The organism is Bacillus sp. SN1, from assembly GCF_002796895.1.
Classification (GTDB): domain Bacteria; phylum Bacillota; class Bacilli; order Bacillales; family Bacillaceae; genus Bacillus; species Bacillus inaquosorum.
In genome coordinates, this window is record NZ_PHIE01000002.1 from 464,101 (window position 1) to 482,145 (window position 18,045).

Sequence of the window (18,045 nt, forward strand, 5' to 3'; positions counted from 1 at the left end):
GCTTATGTGCAAAAAATACATACAAAAACCGAAATATATAAGGATAGGCATAAAGAAGGAATCGTTGTAAGAAAATTTTAATTCCAAAGCCATACATTATGATAAAATATAACCAATTAGAAAACAGAAAGGGTTGGAGGGGCATGGCCGCGTACGAGATCCCGTCATCTCAAGTAGGAGTGAAAATCAATAAGTGGTATAAGCACATTTTAGCATTTCAAGTGGCTGATGCCGTTGAGCTGAAGAAAGAGATTGATCAGGACATAGAACATATGGAAGAGGATCAGCTGCTGTTGCTGTATTACCAGCTGATCAGTTACCGGCACCAAATTATGCTGGATTATGTAAAGCCCGACCTGCACGAGGAATCTCAGCTTCAATATCGAGAATTGATCCAAACGCTGGAAAGCAATCAGGACAGCATCTCCGGATTATCTGAGTATTATTTTCACTTGTTCAGAGGAATGTACGAATTTGAACAGAACAATTACATCTCGGCTATATCCTTTTATCGGAAAGCTGAGAAGATGCTTGCGTTTGTAGAAGATGAAATTGAAAGAGCGGAATATCATTTTAAAGTGGCGGAAGTCTTTTATATCATGAAGCAGACGCACTTTTCCATGAATCACGCCGTACAGGCGCTTGAGACATACAAGGCTCACGATTTTTACAGAGTCAGAAGAATTCAATGCCATTTCGTCATATCAGGAAACTACATTGACTACAGAAATTATGAAAAAGCGCTGGAGCACTTGGATGACGCGTATCGTCTGGCTTTATTGGAAGGGCAGCCCCGTTTGATCGGCTCAGCCCTCTATAACATCGGGAATTGCTATGATGACAAAGGAGAGCTGGATCAAGCTGCGGAATACTTTGAAAAAGCGCTTCCTGTCTTTGAAGAGCATCAGCTGGAACAGCTTCCGAAAGCGCTATTCAGCCTGACTCGCGTTCTTTTCAAAAAACAAGATGTCCAAGCTGCGATGCGGTACTACGAAAAAGGGATTGCCATCGCCCAAAAACGAAACGACTTCTTCAGTCTGGCAAAATATAAATTTCTGCAGGCCTTATATGTGGAATCTGTCAATTTGGATATGATTCAAGAAGTATTTGACTATATGGAAGAAAAAGCCCTTTACGTATATATTGAAGAATTCGCTTTGGATGCTGCCTCCTATTTCAGTCATCGCGAACACTACAAAGAAGCGGTGTATTTTTATGAAAAAGCGGTCAGCATGAGAGAGATGATTCAAAGGAACGATTGTTTATATCAAGTGTGAGACGAAACCATCTGCTGCCAGGTGGTTTTTTTATATGCAAAAAAAGGGGAGCATCGGAACGTTTATTTCCGGGGAGAACAGGAAAAATCGCTACATATTGCTTTTGAACACAAACGTCAAAATGGCAGGGGCCAGACGGTGCCGGATTCTATGACAAGCGTGAGGGGGAATTTGATGTTTGGTTTCAATGATATGGTGAAGTTTCTGTGGTCTTTCCTCATTGTTCTGCCGCTTGTATCGATCATACATGTTTCAGGGCACAGCTTTATGGCTTTTATTTTTGGCGGAAAAGGATCATTGGATATTGGAATGGGCAAAACGCTGCTCAAGATTGGGCCGATACGGATCAGAACGATCTATTTTATGGATTCTTTTTGCCGGTATGGTGAGCTGAAAATTGACAATCGGTTCTCACATGCACTCGTATATGCCGGGGGCTGCCTGTTTAACCTGTTAACGATTTTTACGGTCAACTTGCTGATTTTACACAGTGTATTAAAGCCGAATGTGTTTTTCTATCAGTTTGTCTATTTTTCTACGTATTACGTGTTTTTCGCCCTGCTTCCGGTACGGTATTCAGAGAAAAAGTCATCAGACGGGCTGGCAATATACAAGGTGCTTCGCTATGGAGAGCGCTACGAAATCGATAAATAACATTCAAATGTTTACCGCCTGTCAAATCGGGAAGGTAACAAGTACACACCTAATTGAAGGGAGAGAATCAACATGGGTAACGATAGTGTAAAAGATAAAATGAAAGGCGGCTTAAATAAAGCCAAAGGAGAAGTGAAGGATAAAGTCGGAGATATGACCGATAAAGCGGATATGCAGGCTGAAGGCAAAAAAGATAAGGCGAAAGGCGAGATCCAAAAGGATATCGGGAAAGCAAAGGATACATTCGCAGATAAAGATTAATCATACGGAAGAGGCAGGAAACGATATGTTTCCTGTCTTTTTTGTTGATGTGAATAAATATAACAAAAAAAGCAATCGATTTGGTTAAGGTATCTAAAATTTCTAAATATTCTTTGAATCAATGAACCTCTTCTATATAATAATGACATAAGTTGTTAACTTTTATAACATCGATTAGTGAAAATCAGACAAAGGGAGGTTCTGAATGAAAAACAAAGGGGTTGGAATACAGGCTGTTTTTCTGTTGTTTCTGATCATGGTTTTGATGACGGGATGTACTGCGCCGAAGAAAGTGTCGGAAGCCAGCGGGGCTGCGAAAAAAACAGTTGATATCGACACAAGCGGAGATTCAGTGAAGGTTGGGATTCTTCACTCATTAAGCGGGACAATGGCGATCAGCGAAGTGTCTGTCCATGATGCAGAGCTAATGGCTATTAACGAAATCAATCAAAAAGGCGGAGTTCTTGGCAAAAAGCTAGAGCCCGTCGTAGAAGACGGCGCCTCAGACTGGCCTACATATGCGGAAAAAATGAGAAAGCTGCTTCAGCAGGATAAAGCGGCTGCTGTTTTTGGCGGGTGGACGTCAGCAAGCCGCAAAGCCATGCTTCCGGTTGTGGAGCAAAATAACGGGCTGCTATTCTATCCGGTACAGTACGAAGGAATGGAGTCATCACCTAATATTGTTTATACCGGAGCAACGACAAATCAGCAAATTGTGCCGGCTGTCGATTGGCTGCTGAAGAAGAAGGGGAAGACCTTCTTTCTGATTGGATCAGATTATGTGTTCCCGAGAACAGCCAACAAAATCATTAAAGCGCAAGTGAAGGCGACCGGAGGAGAAATTGCCGGTGAAGAGTATACGCCGCTCGGCCACACGAATTACAGTACGCTCGTCAGCAAAATCAAAGAAAAACAGCCCGATGTCATTTTTAATACATTAAACAGTGACAGCAACGTGGCGTTTTTCAAACAGCTGAAAGATGCGGGGATATCGGCCGACGATATGCCTGTCATGTCGGCAAGTGTCGCTGAGGAAGAAATTCGGGGGATCGGCCCTGATGTGCTAAAAGGACATTATGCGGTGTGGAATTACTTCCAGACAACCAATACGAGTGAAAATCAAACATTCGTGAAGGACTATAAAAAAATGAACGGCGATAGCCGGGTGACGAGCGATCCGATTGAAGCCGGCTATAATGCGGTCTATCTCTGGGCAGCGGCTGTTGAAAAAGCCAAGTCCTTTGATGTCGATAAGGTGAAGAAAGCGGCTGACGGGATTTCATTCAAGGCCCCGGGCGGCACAGTGAAAATTGACGGGGATACACAGCATCTTTACAAAACGGTCAGAATCGGACAGATCACGGGGGATGGACAGTTTAAAGAAGTATGGAACTCAGGTGATCCTGTAAAACCTGATCCGTACCTAAAAACGTACGACTGGGCAAAGGGGTTATCTAAATAAATCAAAGCCGTTTGCGGGGGAGGAGGCGGAACATGTCTGTCGTCGTGACTCAATTATTTAACGGGATCAGTCTCGGTTCTATTTTGATTCTCATTGCGATTGGATTGGCTGTTACATTCGGTTTGATGAACATTATTAATATGGCGCACGGTGAGCTGATTATGGCAGGAGCCTATACGACATATGTTGTTCAGCAGCTGTTTTTAAGCTATTTGCCGGCTTCTCTGTTTTCTTACTATTTTTTAATCGCTATTATCATGGCGTTTGCGGTTGCGGCGTTTATTGGGATTGTCATTGAAAAAGTGATTGTCAGTCGATTATATGACCGTCCGCTCGACAGCCTTTTGGCGACGTGGGGAGTAAGCTTGATTCTGCAGCAGGCGGCCAGATCAATTTTTGGCGCGCCGAATGTGGCCGTCAAGTCTCCTGAGTGGCTGACGGGCGGAGTAACGCTGTTTTCCGTTACTTTTCCATATAAAAGGCTGTTTATTTTGGCGCTCGTTCTTTTTACGCTGGCGCTGCTCGGATTGTATTTGTTTAAAACCTCTGCAGGGCGGCGGATGCAGGCTGTTACGCTGAACCGGAGCATGGCATCGTGTCTCGGCGTATCTGTGAGAAAAACAGATACATTGGCTTTCGCACTCGGAAGCGGACTGGCCGGTATCGCGGGGAGCTCACTCACCTTGCTTGGTTCGATCGGGCCTACTCTCGGTTCGTCATACCTTGTTGATGCCTTCATGATCGTCATATTAGGCGGAATCGGAAAATTAAAAGGAACGATTATCGGCGCGGTGACGGTCGGTTTGCTGAGCACATTCGTTGAGTATTCCACAAGCGCTACGATTGCAAAGGTAGTCGTGTTTGCATTTATTATTTTCTTTCTGCAATGGCGGCCTTCAGGTCTTGCGAGTGTCAGAACGAGATTACTTGATTAGGAGGGAACCGGATGAAGCGGTTTGCACAATTCAGTCCGTATCTTGTGATGTTTGCCCTTTTTATCTCCGCTCCGTTCTTTCTGCAGGAGTTTCGATTAGGGCTGTTGGCGAAGTTTTTATGCTTCGCGATTGTAGCGGTCGGCATTTGCCTGATTTGGGGATATACAGGCATTTTGAGTTTGGGGCATGGCGTCTTTTTCGGGTTGGGTGCTTACTGCATGGCCATGTACTTAAAGATAGTGGCTTCGCCGTCAGGCATACCTGATTTTATGGAGTGGAGCGGCGTCAATGAATTGCCGTGGATTTGGACAATGTTCAGGTATCCTTTTGTTGCGATTGCCGCAGCTGTCATTGTTCCTGTTTTTCTGGCACTTTTGCTCGGCTACTTTACTTTCCGCAACAACATAAAGGGTGTTTATTTTTCGTTGATCTCTCAGGCTGTTGTCGTGGTGGTTGTCACATTGTTCATCGGCAGCCAGGAAATCACCGGCGGAACGAATGGCCTCACAAATTTCTATACCATTTTTCAATATGCTCTGGCCGATCCTGCAATGAAGCAGATCCTGTATTTTACGACAGTCTTTTTCCTCTGTGTTTCTGTCATGTTCGCTTTGTTTCTGACGAGAAGCCGTTTTGGACGGCTATTGCAGGCGGTGCGCGACGGAGAAAACAGGGTCCGTTTTTTCGGGTATCATTCCACCAATTTTAAAGTGTTTATTTACTGTGTATCCGCTGCGATGGCGGGGATTGCCGGGATGCTGTTTGTGCTTCAGGACGGGATGATCTCACCGGAAATGATGGGCATCATCCCTTCGGTGGAAATGGTGCTGTGGGTGGCGATCGGCGGCCGGCACTCCATTTTCGGAGCGGTGCTTGGCGCGCTGTTAACGAACGGCATGAAAAGCTATTTAAGCGAATATTATCCTGACATTTGGCTGTACTTTCTCGGCGCGCTGTTTATCATCGTCGTGCTCTATATGCCAAAAGGGATTGTCGGGCTGTTCGAGAAGCTTAGAACCCAGCTTTCTTCCTCGAAAAAGAAAGGAGCGGCTGCTTATGAAACCGATACTTACCTGCCGTGACGTAAGGGTTGAGTTTGACGGGTTTTGGGCTTTGCAGGGCGCTGATATCAGCGTGCAGGAATGCGATATCCATTTTCTGATTGGGCCGAACGGCGCCGGAAAAACGACTTTGCTGGACATCATTTGCGGCAAAACAAAGCCGCATTCGGGCGAAGTTCTGTTTCAGGAAACGAATGAATTGACAAAGGCTCGGGAATATCAGATCGCCAAACTGGGGGTCGCCCGGAAGTTTCAGGCCCCGAGTGTTTTTACGCAGCTGACGGTGTTTGAAAACCTCGAGCTTGCCATGAAACAGAAAAAAACGATTATTTCACTGCTGACAGCTCGTATGACGAAACAGCAAAGTGACAGAATCATAGACATCTTGCGGCTGGTTGGGTTAGACGAAAAGCGGGATATAACAGCTGGCAGCCTGTCACACGGACAGAAGCAATGGCTTGAGATCGGGATGCAGCTCGCCATGGAGCCGAAGCTTTTGCTTCTGGATGAACCGATTGCCGGCATGACGGGAAAGGAGCGGGAAAAAACCGGAGCCCTGCTTGAAGAAATCGCGAAAACGTGCTCTGTTCTGATTGTCGAGCACGATATGGATTTTGTGCGCTCGTTTTCCAGAAAAGTCACGGTGATGCATGAAGGCAAAGTGCTTTGTGAAGGGTCGATGGATGACATTACAAGCAATGAAGAGGTGGCAGCGGTGTATTTAGGAAGGAGCGGTGTGTCATGATTGCCGTCAGCAATGTAACGTCTGGTTACGATCAATCGATGGTTTTGCACAATTTCAGCATGGAGGTTCGTCCGGGGCAAATTGTCGCTGTATTAGGCCGAAACGGAGTTGGCAAATCCACTTTGCTGAAAACAATCATAGGCCTGCTTCCTGCTAAACAGGGGGATATTTGTTTCAATCAAACGTTTGTTCAAAACGATAAGGCGGAAACACGGGCAAAAGCGGGGATTGCGTATGTTCCGCAGGGAAGAGACATCTTTTCCTCCTTAACCGTTCGTGACAACCTGCTGCTCGGGAAAGAGCCGCTTCCGCGGAAGGACCGGACGGGGCAGATCAAGGAAGAGATTTTTCAGTGGTTTCCCGTTTTGAAGGAGATGCTTGACCGCAAAGGCGGCGATTTAAGCGGAGGCCAGCAGCAGCAGCTTGCAATTGCCAGAGCGCTGATGGGACATCCAAAAATTATTTTACTTGATGAACCAATGGAAGGGATTCAACCTTCAATTGTTGAACTAATCAGACACGTTATCGTAGAAATTTCCAGAAAAAAAGACATGTCCGTTATATTAGTCGAGCACAGTCTGGAAAACGCGTTAACCTGTGCTGACTACCTTTATGTAATCGACAGGGGAACGGTTGTTGACCATGGAAAGGCCGATGAAGAAACGGCACGCCGCTTTGAAAGGCATCTTACTGTATGATCTTCATTCGGAAGAAAGGGAGGTGATGTCCCGCCTGCATGTTCCGCAAATTCGTAGTAACCGCATCCGCTTTATATGACAAAAGAAGGAGGACTACAGATGAAACTGACACCGGTTGAACAAGAGAAATTGCTCATTTTTGCAGCGGGGGAATTAGCCAAACAGCGAAAGGCGCGGGGCGTTCTGCTGAACTATCCTGAGGCTGTCGCTTATATCACCTGTTTTATCATGGAAGGCGCACGTGACGGGAAGGGAGTAGCGGAGCTGATGGAAGCCGGCCGCCATGTGTTAACGGAAAAAGATGTGATGGAGGGTGTGCCTGAGATGCTGGACAGCATTCAGGTGGAAGCCACATTTCCGGATGGAGTGAAACTTGTCACGGTACATCAGCCAATTTCTGAGGAGGTGAAGTCATGAAGCCGGGAGCATTCCAGATTGCTGAGGGAACGATTACGATTAATGAAGGCCGCAAGACACGGGAGGTAGCGGTAAAAAACACCGGATCACGCTCCATTCAAGTCGGCTCGCATTTTCATTTTGCAGAAGCCAACGGGGCATTATCATTTGACCGCGAGCAGGCGATCGGCATGCGCCTTGATGTCCCATCAGGCACGTCGGTCCGTTTTGAGCCGGGCGAGCAGAAAACGGTCACGCTTGTGGAAATCGGAGGACGAAAGACAATAAGAGGCCTGAATGCAATGGCCGACACGTTTATCGATGAACGCGGCAAAGAAAAAACGTTAGCCAACTTACATCAAGCCGGCTGGATGGAGGGTGTAATCCGATGAAAATATCACGGGAGCAATATGCGGAGCTGTTTGGCCCGACAACGGGCGATAAAATCAGATTGGGCGATACAGATTTATGGATCGAAGTCGAAAAGGATTTCACTGTATATGGTGAAGAAATGATCTTTGGCGGCGGAAAAACGATCCGGGACGGCATGGGCCAAAACGGCAGAATCACAGGGAAAGACGGCGCTTTGGATTTGGTCATCACCAATGTCGTGCTATTGGATTATACAGGCATTGTCAAAGCGGATGTCGGTGTAAAGGACGGCCGGATCGTGGGTGTCGGAAAAAGCGGCAACCCCGATATCATGGATGGAGTCGATCCGCATATGGTCATCGGTGCGGGTACAGAGGTGATTTCCGGTGAAGGAAAAATTTTAACAGCCGGAGGAGTGGACACGCACATTCATTTTATTTGTCCTCAGCAGATGGAAGTTGCGCTTTCTTCAGGTGTGACGACCCTTTTGGGAGGCGGAACAGGCCCAGCTACAGGAAGCAAAGCGACAACATGTACGTCCGGCGCGTGGTATATGGCAAGGATGCTGGAAGCGGCAGAGGAGTTTCCGATCAATGTCGGCTTCTTAGGAAAAGGGAATGCATCCGATAAAGCGCCGCTGATCGAGCAGGTGGAAGCAGGCGCCATCGGCCTTAAGCTTCATGAAGACTGGGGCACGACGCCTAGCGCCATCAAAACGTGTATGGAAGTCGTGGATGAGGCTGATATTCAAGTCGCCATCCATACCGATACGATTAACGAAGCGGGCTTCCTGGAAAACACGCTCGACGCGATCGGGGACCGGGTCATTCATACCTATCACATTGAAGGAGCCGGCGGCGGCCATGCTCCGGATATTATGAAGCTCGCCTCTTATGCTAACATTCTGCCGTCATCCACAACGCCAACCATTCCTTACACCGTTAATACGATGGATGAGCATCTTGATATGATGATGGTCTGCCACCATTTAGATGCGAAAGTGCCTGAAGATGTGGCGTTCAGCCATTCAAGAATCAGGGCTGCGACCATTGCGGCAGAGGACATTCTCCATGATATCGGCGCGATCAGCATGACATCATCGGATTCCCAAGCGATGGGGCGGGTCGGAGAAGTGATCATCCGAACGTGGCAGGTAGCTGACAAAATGAAAAAGCAGCGCGGGGCTCTTGCCGGCGAAAACGGAAATGACAATGTGCGCGCAAAACGCTACATTGCCAAATACACGATTAATCCAGCGATTACTCACGGGCTCAGCCATGAAGTCGGTTCGGTGGAAAAAGGGAAGCTTGCTGATCTCGTTCTGTGGGACCCGGTATTTTTTGGTGTAAAGCCGGAACTGGTTTTAAAGGGCGGCATGATTGCACGTGCGCAAATGGGAGATCCGAACGCATCCATCCCGACTCCGGAACCGGTGTTTATGCGGCAAATGTATGCGTCTTACGGAAAAGCCAATCGCTCAACCTCCATTACATTTATGTCTCAGGCAAGCATAGAGCGGGGTGTGGCGGAAAGCTTAGGGCTGGAAAAAAGAATTTCTCCTGTTAAGAATATCAGAAAGCTGAGCAAGCTGGATATGAAATTGAACTCAGCTTTGCCGAAGATCGAAGTTGATCCAAAAACCTATCAGGTCTTCGCTGACGGAGAGGAACTGTCTTGCCAGCCTGTCGATTATGTTCCGCTTGGACAAAGATATTTCTTATTCTGACAAGACGCGGCCGGAGTGCATCCGGCCGTACTATTGACTCAAAACGGTGCACAAGAACCCCGCATTTAGTGTATATTAGATGTTGACAAATGAATTAAATGTAACTATTATAGTTACAACGGTGGTGAAAAAACATGATTAACAGCCGTCTTGCTGTTGCCATTCATATTTTATCCCTCATTTCGATGGATGAAAAAACATCTTCAGAAATCATTGCTGACAGCGTCAACACGAATCCGGTTGTCGTGCGAAGAATGATCAGCCTGCTGAAAAAGGCGGATATTCTCACATCACGCGCCGGGGTGCCGGGTGCAAGCCTCAAAAAAGATCCGGCTGATATTTCTCTATTAGAAGTATATCGGGCTGTCCAAAAGCAAGAAGAACTCTTTGCGGTTCATGAGAATCCGAATCCGAAATGTCCGGTAGGGAAAAAAATTCAGAACGCACTGGATGAAACATTTGAAAGTGTGCAAAAAGCGATGGAAAATGAATTGGCAAGCAAGTCATTAAAAGATGTTATGAATCATCTCTTTTAATCAAAAGGGATGACTTCTCACCGCCTACATGTAACTAAAATTGTTACAAATAAGGAGGAAATGAAAAATGAAAATTGGAATTATCGGAGCAAGCGGAAAAGCAGGAAGCCAGATTTTGAAAGAAGCGAAAACAAGAGGCCATGAAGTGACTGCCATCGTTCGGTCCTCTTCAAAAGTACAGGAACAGGACATAGCGATTTTGGAGAAAGATGTGTTTGAACTGACTGCAGAAGACATCAAGCCTTTCGACGTGGTCGTAAACGCATTTGGAGCAGCACCTGGCCAGGAACATCTTCATGTTGAAGCAGGCAGAGCCCTAATCAGCATCTTGAAGGATGCAAAAAACACAAGATTGCTTGTCGTCGGCGGAGCAGGAAGCCTGTTTGTTGATGAAGCCAAAACAATCCGTTTAATGGATACGCCGGAATTCCCGAAAGAATATCTGCCGACTGCATCAAATCAAGGGGAGAACCTGAAAGACTTGCAGCAGACAGACTCCATTTCTTGGACGTTCCTCAGCCCTGCGGCATTTTTTGACCCGGCAGGAAAACGGACAGGTTCTTACCAAAAAGGAAAAGACAATGTCATCGTAAACGCAAAAAGCGACAGTTATATCAGCTATGCAGATTATGCCATTGCCGTATTGGATGAGCTTGAACATCCGGCACACAAAAATGAACGCTTCACAGTGGTAAGCGAAGCGGAATAATAAAAAAACCCGGAGTCCGCTCCGGGTTTTTCTGATTAATAGCTGTACGTATTATAATCGCTGAAAAGGCCGTCAGCAATCCCAAGCATTAAAAAGATGAAGAATGCGATAATCGCAAGAATGGATACAGCAATGCTCACGATTAAATAAATCCCTTGCATCTTTACAAACTTCGCATAATTCTCCAGCATTAAGTCTTCAGATTGTCCGCTATTGTGTTCAGCCATTTGGCCTGCTTCTTTAGCTGACCGCATCAAAAAGATTCCGGAAATAATTTGCAGTACGCCCGGCACGGCACCGATAAGAAAAAAGAACGCGCCTGACAGCGCGGTAATTGCGCCCATAATAATAAATAAAATACCTGTTGCTTTTCCCCATTTTGAAATGCTTATGAGGGTTTTGTTCATTGTTTCAGGATTCATGTACACTGGCTCCCCTTTACAAAAAAATACTCACTTTTCTTTTATACACTATTTGTGAGAAGTTTTGTATATAGAAAATAATATTTTAGGGATTGACCCTGACGCAGCGTAATTGTTTACGATAAAAAAGGAGGAGGCGACATTGATGAAATACCAAGTCAAAGAAGTGGCGGACATAGCTGGTGTCAGTATTCGGACGCTTCATCACTATGACCATATTCAGCTCCTGAATCCATCAGCGCTTACTGACGCAGGGTACCGTTTATACAGTGATGCAGATCTAGAAAGGCTCCAGCAGATTTTATTTTTCAAGGAAATCGGCTTTCGTTTGGAGGATATTAAAGAGATGCTTGATCATCCGGACTTTGACCGGAAATCGGCACTTCAGTCGCAAAAGGATATATTGATGAAGAAAAAACAAAGAATGGAAGATATGATTCAAACGATTGACAGGACGCTTCAGTCCATCGAGGGAGAGGAACGTATGAATAAGAGGGATTTATTTGCGGGATTCAGCATGAAAGACATTGAAGAACAGCAGCAGACATATGCTGATGAAGTCAGAAGGCTGTATGGAAGGGAAATTGCAGAAGAAACAGAGACAAGGACATCTGCATATACGGCAGACGATTGGCGAGTGATCATGGCTGAATTTGATTCGATTTACAGACGAATTGCGGCGCGAATGGAGCACGGGCCCGATGATGCAGAGGTCCAGGCCGCTGTGGGGGCGTTTCGCGACCATATTTGTCAATATCATTACGATTGCACACTCGACATTTTCAGAGGACTTACGGAAGTGTATATCACTGACGAACGATTTACTCATTCAATTAATCAATATGGAGAAGGCCTTGCCGCTTTTTTGCGGGAGGCGATGATTATTTACTGTGACCATCAGGAAAAACCCCGGCCGTAAAGGCCGGGGTTTTGGCGCATCTTATAAGATCGGCGACAACAGCCGCGAGACGGATTCTTTAATTCGAATCCACAAGGAGCGCTGCAGATATTCCTCATAGGTGTATTTTTTGGATACGAGCAAATCTTCTTTAAATGTAGAAACCAGTTTTTTAGCAATGGTGATATCGTAAATAAATGCATTAACCTCAAAATTCAGCCTGAAGCTTCGGACATCGATGTTTGCTGTGCCGACTGATGCAATTTCGTCATCCACTACGATGGTTTTCGCGTGAATAAAGCCATTATCGTAAATATAGACAGTGGCTCCGGCTTTCAACAGATCGCCGATGTACGAAAGTGTCGCCCAGTATACAAAGGCATGATCAGGCTTGTTCGGGATCATAATGTTGACGTCAATGCCTGACAGGCACGCGATCCTTAAAGCATCCAGCAGGCTTGCGTCCGGGATAAAATAAGGCGTTTGGATCAAAATGGAACGCTTGGCGTTCGAAATCATTTTAATGTAGCCATTCTTAATTTGTTCCCATTCGGAATCCGGTCCGCTCGTCACAATCTGCATCCCAACGTTGCCTTTTGGGCCATAATCAGGAAAGTGATTCGGAATATATGTCAGCGTATGTCGATGGGAAGCTTGGTTCCAGTCAAGGATGAAACGCGTCTGGATAGCATGCACGGCCGTTCCCTGCAGTCTGATATGCGTATCACGCCAATAACCGAATTTCGGATTAAGCCCGAGATACTCATCTCCGACGTTAAATCCGCCGACATAACCGGTCATTCCGTCTATAATGACAAGCTTTCGGTGGTTCCGGTAATTCAGCCGCAAGTTAATCGGCCTGAGCTTTGAAGGGAAAAAGACCTCCACATGCCCGCCGGCCTCGCGGAGCTCTTTAAAAAACTTCTTTCGCAGCGTTCTGGACCCGAGTTCATCATAAAGCACTCTGACCTGAACGCCTTCTTTCGCTTTTTGGATGAGAGCGTCCCGTAATTTTTTGCCTAATTCATCACCTTTATAAATATAATATTGTAAGTGGATATGATCCTTAGCCTTTGAAATGTCATTCAGCAGCCGCTGAAACTTATCCCGTCCATCTGTGATCACCTCAACTGAATTATCCTCGGTGAACACAGCATGGTTATTCATGATAAGCATATAGATTAAATCTTTGTTATCAAAGGTTGCCCGGTTGTTGAACTGAAATTGCTTGGTTTCTAAATCTTCAAGCTGATGCTTCAGCAGTCTTTCAATTCCAATCTTTTTTCGGTCCTCCCATTGAAACAAATGCTTGCGCCTGAGATTATGGCCGAATAATAAGTATAAAATAAAGCCTAAAACGGGAATAAAGAAAAGAACAAGCAGCCACGCCCAAGATGCGCTGGCATCGCGCCGTTCTTTGAAAATGACAATGATGGCCAAAAGAATATTCAAAATGAAAAAAAGTGATAAAAGGATGGAAGAAATACTCACTTTGTAACCCCGCTCATTCATATTTATCAAGAAGATTGCCATTAGTATTCCATGAATAACAGCGATCTGATTCCCATTACAAATTATAACACTCACATTTTAAAAGAATAAAGAGCGGCGAACCAGATTCTTCGTGAAAAATACGGGCAGATTTCTTTAAAACCAGCTTGCACCTGCGTTAAAATAAGCACATATGATAACGTTCGTGAAGTCTTGCAACATCAAATAAAGGGGGAGGATTACATGAACTTTTACAGAGTGGAACAAATGCCGGGGTTCATTAAAACAGAAATGCAAAAAATCCAAAAGGCCGTACAGCCTTTCATGAAAAAAACCGTCATGTACCGTTTTCTTGCTTTTCCGCTTGCTGCATTCTCTCTCTTTAATTTGGCCGCTTTTCTATTTCACGCTTCTGCTGACAGGGAGTCCCTGATCAGCGCAGGCATATTTGCGCTTCTGGCAGCGCTCGGCCTGGCATTTTTCAAAGAAGCAGGCTATCAGCATAGACAAATCCAAAAAACGGTTCACATCTATATGCTGAATAGGATCAAAAAGAGCGAAATCCTTTCAGAAGAGCGGAAAGACTCCTATACGCGCCAGATTAAGGAAGAACCGTTTGCGATGCGGAGTTTTGTGGAGTTTTTGACTGAGGAAGACAGACGCAAGAAAATGCAATTTTAAAAAAGAGCTGAACACCAGAACTGCACCCCGATTTGCTGGACAGATCAGGGTGCAGTTTTTTTATGGCCTTCTATAGTTCTTTAAAGCGGAGAGGGCGAGTAGGGTTCATAAAGAGGCGATATATAAACTATATAGAATCCCATTTCAGCGGTGTTCCTGCTGCAATATGTTTTTTAGCTGTTCTGCCGATAATGACATCATAGAATTTTGGTTCCAAACCATAACCGGGGCGTACGACCTTAATATTGTCTTTTGTGAAAATCTCTCCGGCTTTTATATCTTTTTTTGCATAAATAGAGCGGCGGAATTTAAGTGAAGCTTTTTCCTCGTCAGTGGGTCCGTACGTTATCTGTCCTAATGCTTGCCACGCCCTTTCAGTTTCAACGACAAGCTCCTTCAATTCCGAGGGTTCCAGCGAAAAGGCAGAATCTACGCCGCCATCAGCTCTTGATAAAGTGAAATGTTTCTCAATCACAGTTGCGCCTAGGGCGACACTAGCGACAGCAACTCCTGTTCCCATTGTGTGATCCGATAAGCCGACTTGGCAATTGAATAATTCTTTCATATGAGGAATCGTAGAAATATTGGTGTTTTCCGGTGATGCCGGGTAGGTGCTAGTGCATTTTAGAAGTATTAATTCTTTACAGCCGGCTTCTTTGGCGGCCCTTATTGATTCATCAATTTCTGCTACTGTAGCCATTCCGGTGGAAATGATAATAGGCTTACCAGTAGCAGCAACCTTTTTGATTAGAGGGATATCGGTATTTTCAAATGAAGCGATTTTATATATAGGAACACCCAAGTCCTCCAAAAAGTCGACAGACGATTCATCAAATGGCGTACTCAAAGGGATCATTCCAAGTTCCCGGCATTTATCGAAGATTGGTTTATGCCATTCCCATGGGGTGTACGCTTGTTGATATAATGTATAGAGCGTTCTGCCGGACCAGAGACTATTCTCATCCTCAATTTTAAAATCTTTCGTATTCATATTTAATGTCATCGTGTCAGCGGTATATGTTTGTATTTTCAGAGCATGTGCACCTGCTTTGGCTGCTTCTTCTATAATGTTAAAAGCGCGCTCTAATGATTGATTATGGTTCCCGGACATTTCAGCAATAATAAACGGAGGATGATGCGGCCCGATTTTTCTTCCTTCTATATTGATTTCGTTCATTTTTGCACCTCCTTCTTTTTACAGTGATATCAGCCATGCAGCAAGGGACTTAGATCAAGTGATTTTTTTTTTCAGATCATCAGTTCATTAAAATTTGTATCAAGGTCTTTTTTATCTATTCCTCTTTCAGCTAATTTCTTCATCACTTTCGGTTTTTCCGCTATCCATTCTTCCTTTAAAAGACCGTATCTGATTACATCAAGATAGTTGTTATTCATTACGATATGGTTTCGGAAATGACCTTCTTTGCTAAAACCAAGTGATTGGTGATATGACAAGCTTTTTTCGTTATTCGACAGGACTTCTCCGTATACTTTCTCAACCTCTAACTGTTGAAACGCCCATTCTAATGCTAAAAATCCCATGACAGAACCGGAGCCTTTTGGACTCTGGGCCTCTCCGATGTAAAAACCCCAATAGCAATGGTTATTTTTATGGTCAACATCTTTAAAACTCACAAAGCCGGTGTCTGTATGATCAATTGTAAAGATAAAATAATGTTCTGTTTTGGAGGAATTCACATTCTTGAACCATTGCTGATGCTGTTTTTCAGTAATGATTTGGTCGTTATACATTGATTGCCTGATTCTTTCATCGTTCCGCCAACGGAGAACTGTGTCTAAGTCTTTTTCTTTTAATGTCCTAAGGGAGTATTTGAACACAGATTTATCCCTTCCTTACTTTAAAATTTCGAATAAGAGATTTTGGCGCTTATCCATATTTCCTTCTAGAAGCATGCGGGCCTTTTTTGACATTTGTATTAATGACGAGGGGTTATTTATCATTTCGTTAATGGCGGAGGCGATATCGGATTCCTTGACTGATTCTTTAGGCCCCAGATATTGAATAGCACCTAATTGATCAAGCGTTTGAGCGATCAGTTCTTGATTTTCAGCGACGGTGATGACGATGGCTGGAAGGCCAAGAAAGCAGCGCTCCCAAGCGGCAGTTCCGCCCGCACCTAGTGCAAGGTCGGCATTGTACATTAATTCTGCAATATGATTCACTTGGCAGTGAAAGCTGCAGAAAGCATGTTTTTTGCAAATGGATTCAATTTCATTCTTATGGGTATTGGTATTTCCAATCACGATGTCCAGCTCAATATCATGGGAGGAAAGCTGTTGAAAGGCATTAATGACCTTTTTCGTTTCATTGGTGGGATCAGTGCCTCCAAAAAAGACAAGAATCTTTCTTACACTCCCATCGCAGTTTTTGTTACTGGGATGAAATGAATAAAATTCGTCTCGCAATAAGACGTATTCCGGTCCTAAAAATTGTTTGCAGCTTTTGGGGACCAAATTGATATAACGGTCTTCATAATGAGGATAAAGATTCTGGTCTAATAAAATATCACAATCATGTAAACGATCAGCCAGGTCATCAATCACCATCATTTTTTTCACATGTTTTTTCACTTTCATCTCCCAATTGATATCAATTGCGTAGTGATCAATGATAAGGAGGGAGATGTCCTTGTTTATGTCTTTAATCGCACTAATGGTTTCAGTTGAGTCAACATGCCAAGGGACACCAAGCCAATCAGAATGGGGAGTTGCTTTAGGAATGAAAACATTCTTTTTAGGTTCTGAGAGCATAATGAGATCAAACTGCTGCGCGCGAATCACCTCGGCTAGATGACCCTGTAAGTTTCGGCAAACAAATGTAATATTAGCTCCCTTTTTACGCAAAGCATTAGCAAGCGTGAGGCACCTCATGACATGACCTGTGCCTATTTCAATTGAAGCATCTGTTCTGAAAAGAATGTTCATAACAGCACCTCATCATCACTTGTATTTGTCATTGTTGTCATTGAAGATTTTTTTTTGTTCTATTCGGGCGTTGAGTAAAGACCACTCCGGAAACGTGTTCAATAATGCTAATGTATCCTCTAAGCTAAAGTCAGGTTTAGTTGGATATAGTTTTTCAATGATTTTTTTGATTAATAAAAAGTCCTCAGGTGTGTCCACAGTCCATCTATGCTGTTTCTGATTTTCGGTATAGGCGATATTAGCCAAATTGAACCGGCCAGGATTCAGGAAAATAAAGGGTGTCACGTGTTCCCGTTCATGTTCAAGACTGGACTCGGCATGAGCCTTCTCTAACGACGAAGCTGAAAAAACTTCTATGTCCATACCGCGGGGATATGTTCTATTTAAAGTGTTAGAGACATAATCATATTGGCCATTTGAATCTAGATAAAATTTAATTACTTTGTCAATGACACGATGATCAATAATAGGGCAGTCAGAGGTTAAGCGGACGATCGTTTCCGCTTTGCTGATTTTTGCAGCTTCGTAATATCTTGATAAGACATCATTTTCTGACCCACAATAATAAGTAAGAGATAATCTCTTACTTAGCTCAACAATTGGTTTATCTATCGCATTTGTCGTGGTGGCGATCACAATATCATCAATAAGTGCCGCTCTTTTTATTCTTTCAATTTGATATTCAAGCAGAGGTTTATTCAGAACTTTTTTTAATACTTTGCCTGGCAATCTGCTGGACCCCATCCGTGCTTGGATAATAGCCGTTACTTTCAAC

The 18,045-nt window shown here is 44.4% G+C and carries 21 protein-coding genes; 15 read left to right on the plus strand and 6 right to left on the minus strand.

Going from position 1 to position 18,045, the window contains the following annotated elements:
- Positions 1-143: 143 nt before the first annotated feature.
- The 13 genes from rapB (at position 144) to CVV77_RS11160 (ending at position 10,832) form a co-directional block, all read left to right on the plus strand.
- Positions 144-1,277 (plus strand): response regulator aspartate phosphatase RapB, encoded by a 1,134-nt coding sequence (rapB, locus tag CVV77_RS11100; RefSeq protein WP_100275398.1) that lies wholly within the window; start codon positions 144-146, stop codon positions 1,275-1,277.
- A 174-nt stretch (positions 1,278-1,451) separates the two neighbouring features.
- A complete protein-coding gene (locus tag CVV77_RS11105) occupies positions 1,452-1,931 on the plus strand; it encodes a hypothetical protein (protein ID WP_003235739.1) in 480 nt (159 codons plus the stop codon).
- Positions 1,932-2,003: 72 nt separating this feature from the next.
- Positions 2,004-2,192 carry a stress response protein CsbD gene (gene csbD / locus CVV77_RS11110; protein WP_003235737.1) on the plus strand — a complete coding sequence of 63 codons (189 nt, stop codon included), beginning with the start codon at positions 2,004-2,006 and terminating at the stop codon, positions 2,190-2,192.
- A 205-nt stretch (positions 2,193-2,397) separates the two neighbouring features.
- Positions 2,398-3,654: an urea ABC transporter substrate-binding protein gene (urtA, locus tag CVV77_RS11115; protein ID WP_100275399.1), complete on the plus strand. Its 1,257-nt coding sequence runs from the start codon at positions 2,398-2,400 to the stop codon at positions 3,652-3,654.
- Between the two features lie 32 nt (positions 3,655-3,686).
- On the plus strand, positions 3,687-4,589 hold the full coding sequence (gene urtB / locus CVV77_RS11120) for an urea ABC transporter permease subunit UrtB (RefSeq protein WP_088111912.1): 903 nt from the start codon (positions 3,687-3,689) through the stop codon (positions 4,587-4,589).
- A gap of 11 nt (positions 4,590-4,600) precedes the next feature.
- Positions 4,601-5,671: an urea ABC transporter permease subunit UrtC gene (gene urtC / locus CVV77_RS11125; RefSeq protein WP_100275400.1), complete on the plus strand. Its 1,071-nt coding sequence runs from the start codon at positions 4,601-4,603 to the stop codon at positions 5,669-5,671.
- Positions 5,646-6,395: an urea ABC transporter ATP-binding protein UrtD gene (urtD, locus tag CVV77_RS11130; RefSeq protein ID WP_100275401.1), complete on the plus strand. Its 750-nt coding sequence runs from the start codon at positions 5,646-5,648 to the stop codon at positions 6,393-6,395. Before urtC ends, urtD begins: the two co-directional genes overlap by 26 nt.
- Positions 6,392-7,093 (plus strand): urea ABC transporter ATP-binding subunit UrtE, encoded by a 702-nt coding sequence (urtE, locus tag CVV77_RS11135; protein WP_100275402.1) that lies wholly within the window; start codon positions 6,392-6,394, stop codon positions 7,091-7,093. Before urtD ends, urtE begins: the two co-directional genes overlap by 4 nt.
- A 99-nt stretch (positions 7,094-7,192) precedes the next feature.
- Positions 7,193-7,510 (plus strand): urease subunit gamma, encoded by a 318-nt coding sequence (gene ureA, locus CVV77_RS11140; RefSeq protein WP_100275403.1) that lies wholly within the window; start codon positions 7,193-7,195, stop codon positions 7,508-7,510.
- Positions 7,507-7,881, plus strand: a complete 375-nt coding sequence (gene ureB, locus CVV77_RS11145) for an urease subunit beta (RefSeq protein WP_100275404.1) — start codon at positions 7,507-7,509, stop codon at positions 7,879-7,881. Before ureA ends, ureB begins: the two co-directional genes overlap by 4 nt.
- A complete protein-coding gene (gene ureC, locus CVV77_RS11150) occupies positions 7,878-9,587 on the plus strand; it encodes an urease subunit alpha (protein ID WP_100275405.1) in 1,710 nt (569 codons plus the stop codon). The genes ureB and ureC overlap by 4 nt, the downstream gene beginning before the upstream one ends.
- Before the next feature lie 134 nt (positions 9,588-9,721).
- Entirely contained in the window at positions 9,722-10,123 is a 402-nt protein-coding gene (locus CVV77_RS11155) for an Rrf2 family transcriptional regulator (RefSeq protein WP_003235720.1), read from the plus strand.
- Positions 10,124-10,190: 67 nt separating this feature from the next.
- Complete coding sequence (locus CVV77_RS11160; RefSeq protein ID WP_100275406.1) at positions 10,191-10,832, plus strand: NAD(P)-dependent oxidoreductase; 642 nt, start codon at positions 10,191-10,193, stop codon at positions 10,830-10,832.
- A gap of 35 nt (positions 10,833-10,867) precedes the next feature.
- Here CVV77_RS11160 and CVV77_RS11165 read toward each other — a convergent pair whose 3' ends face one another.
- Positions 10,868-11,254 (minus strand): DUF5362 family protein, encoded by a 387-nt coding sequence (locus CVV77_RS11165; protein WP_019259711.1) that lies wholly within the window; start codon positions 11,252-11,254, stop codon positions 10,868-10,870.
- A gap of 145 nt (positions 11,255-11,399) precedes the next feature.
- Here CVV77_RS11165 and CVV77_RS11170 point away from each other — a divergent pair, with 145 nt between their 5' ends.
- Positions 11,400-12,173 carry a MerR family transcriptional regulator gene (locus CVV77_RS11170; protein ID WP_100275407.1) on the plus strand — a complete coding sequence of 258 codons (774 nt, stop codon included), beginning with the start codon at positions 11,400-11,402 and terminating at the stop codon, positions 12,171-12,173.
- A gap of 21 nt (positions 12,174-12,194) precedes the next feature.
- On the opposite strand, the gene cls is transcribed toward CVV77_RS11170, so the two are convergent.
- Positions 12,195-13,643, minus strand: coding sequence for a cardiolipin synthase (gene cls, locus CVV77_RS11175; protein ID WP_100275460.1), 1,449 nt, complete (start codon positions 13,641-13,643; stop codon positions 12,195-12,197).
- 243 nt (positions 13,644-13,886) lie between these two features.
- On the opposite strand from cls, the gene CVV77_RS11180 reads away from it, so the two are divergent.
- A complete protein-coding gene (locus tag CVV77_RS11180) occupies positions 13,887-14,324 on the plus strand; it encodes a DUF5392 family protein (protein ID WP_100275408.1) in 438 nt (145 codons plus the stop codon).
- Positions 14,325-14,451: 127 nt separating this feature from the next.
- Here CVV77_RS11180 and pseI read toward each other — a convergent pair whose 3' ends face one another.
- The 4 genes from pseI to CVV77_RS11200 form a co-directional block, all read right to left on the minus strand.
- Entirely contained in the window at positions 14,452-15,501 is a 1,050-nt protein-coding gene (gene pseI / locus CVV77_RS11185) for a pseudaminic acid synthase (protein WP_019259708.1), read from the minus strand.
- A 71-nt stretch (positions 15,502-15,572) separates the two neighbouring features.
- Positions 15,573-16,163, minus strand: coding sequence for a UDP-4-amino-4,6-dideoxy-N-acetyl-beta-L-altrosamine N-acetyltransferase (gene pseH / locus CVV77_RS11190; RefSeq protein ID WP_100275409.1), 591 nt, complete (start codon positions 16,161-16,163; stop codon positions 15,573-15,575).
- Positions 16,164-16,178: 15 nt separating this feature from the next.
- Positions 16,179-17,270, minus strand: coding sequence for a UDP-2,4-diacetamido-2,4,6-trideoxy-beta-L-altropyranose hydrolase (pseG, locus tag CVV77_RS11195; RefSeq protein ID WP_100275410.1), 1,092 nt, complete (start codon positions 17,268-17,270; stop codon positions 16,179-16,181).
- Positions 17,271-17,285: 15 nt separating this feature from the next.
- Entirely contained in the window at positions 17,286-18,044 is a 759-nt protein-coding gene (locus CVV77_RS11200; protein WP_100275411.1) for a cytidylyltransferase domain-containing protein, read from the minus strand.
- Position 18,045 lies beyond the last annotated feature (1 nt).